Source organism: Streptococcus sp. (genome assembly GCF_019414905.1).
In the GTDB taxonomy this organism is placed as follows: domain Bacteria; phylum Bacillota; class Bacilli; order Lactobacillales; family Streptococcaceae; genus Streptococcus.
On the sequence record NZ_DXLC01000182.1, the window covers coordinates 1,778 to 2,748 of the forward strand.

At 37.2% G+C, this 971-nt stretch carries 1 protein-coding gene and 1 pseudogene; both read left to right on the forward strand.

Annotated elements, in window-relative coordinates; genetic code table 11:
• Window positions 1-21: 21 nt before the first annotated feature.
• Window positions 22-448 (forward strand): annotated as a pseudogene (locus tag QZ359_RS05525) (DUF948 domain-containing protein).
• Window positions 421-816, forward strand: a complete 396-nt coding sequence (locus QZ359_RS05530; RefSeq protein WP_293963933.1) for a YtxH domain-containing protein — start codon at window positions 421-423, stop codon at window positions 814-816. The pseudogene QZ359_RS05525 and the gene QZ359_RS05530 overlap by 28 nt, the downstream one beginning before the upstream one ends.
• Window positions 817-971: the final 155 nt, after the last annotated feature.

The window sequence follows — 971 nt, forward strand, 5'->3', positions numbered from 1 at the left end:
GTTACAGAGGAGGAAAACTAAATGTTAGAAGTTGCATATATTCTTGTTGCCCTAGCTTTGATTGTCTTTTTAGTCTATCTAATCATTACTGTACAAAAGCTTGGACGTGTTATCGATGAAACAGAGAAGACGATTAAAACATTGACTTCAGATGTGGATGTGACCTTGCATCACACCAATGAATTGCTGTCTAAGGTCAATGTCTTGGCAGATGATATCAATGTCAAGGTGGCAACGATTGATCCACTCTTTAGTGCTGTTGCAGATTTATCTCTATCTGTTTCAGACCTCAATGACCATGCGCGTGTCTTGAGCAAGAAAGCTTCATCAGCTGGTTCAAAAACACTCAAGACCGGTGCAAGTTTGTCAGCTCTTCGTCTTGCAAGTAAATTTTTCAAAAAATAAAAAAGGAGAATCCTTATGGGTAAACTATCCTCAATCCTTTTAGGAACCGTTTCAGGTGCAGCTCTTGCCTTGTTTTTAACAAGCGACAAGGGCAAACAAGTTTGCAGTCAGGCTCAAGATTTTCTAGATGATTTGAGAGAAGATCCGGAGTATGCCAAGGAGCAGGTCTGTGAAAAACTGACAGAAGTTAAGGATCAGGCTACAGATTTTGTTCTGAAAACCAAAGAACAGGTAGAGTCAGGTGAAATCACTGTGGACAGTGTACTTGCTCAAGCCAAATCATGTGCTCGTCAAGCGACAGAAGCATCAAAAGAACAATTCCACAATCTCAAGGAGCAATGGCAAGAAAAGGTCGAAACTCTTGATGAATCCGAAGAGATTGTGATTGATATCAAAGAAGAAAAAATCTAGATTTGATGAGACTGGGCAAAAACTCAATTCTAGGAAAAAAATGAAGTAAATCTTTTTACAATAAAACACATAATATCAAGTTTTTTCAATACTTGATATTATGTGTTTTTTGATTTTAAAGGCTTTTTAATAAACTTTTTTTAAATACATGAGTG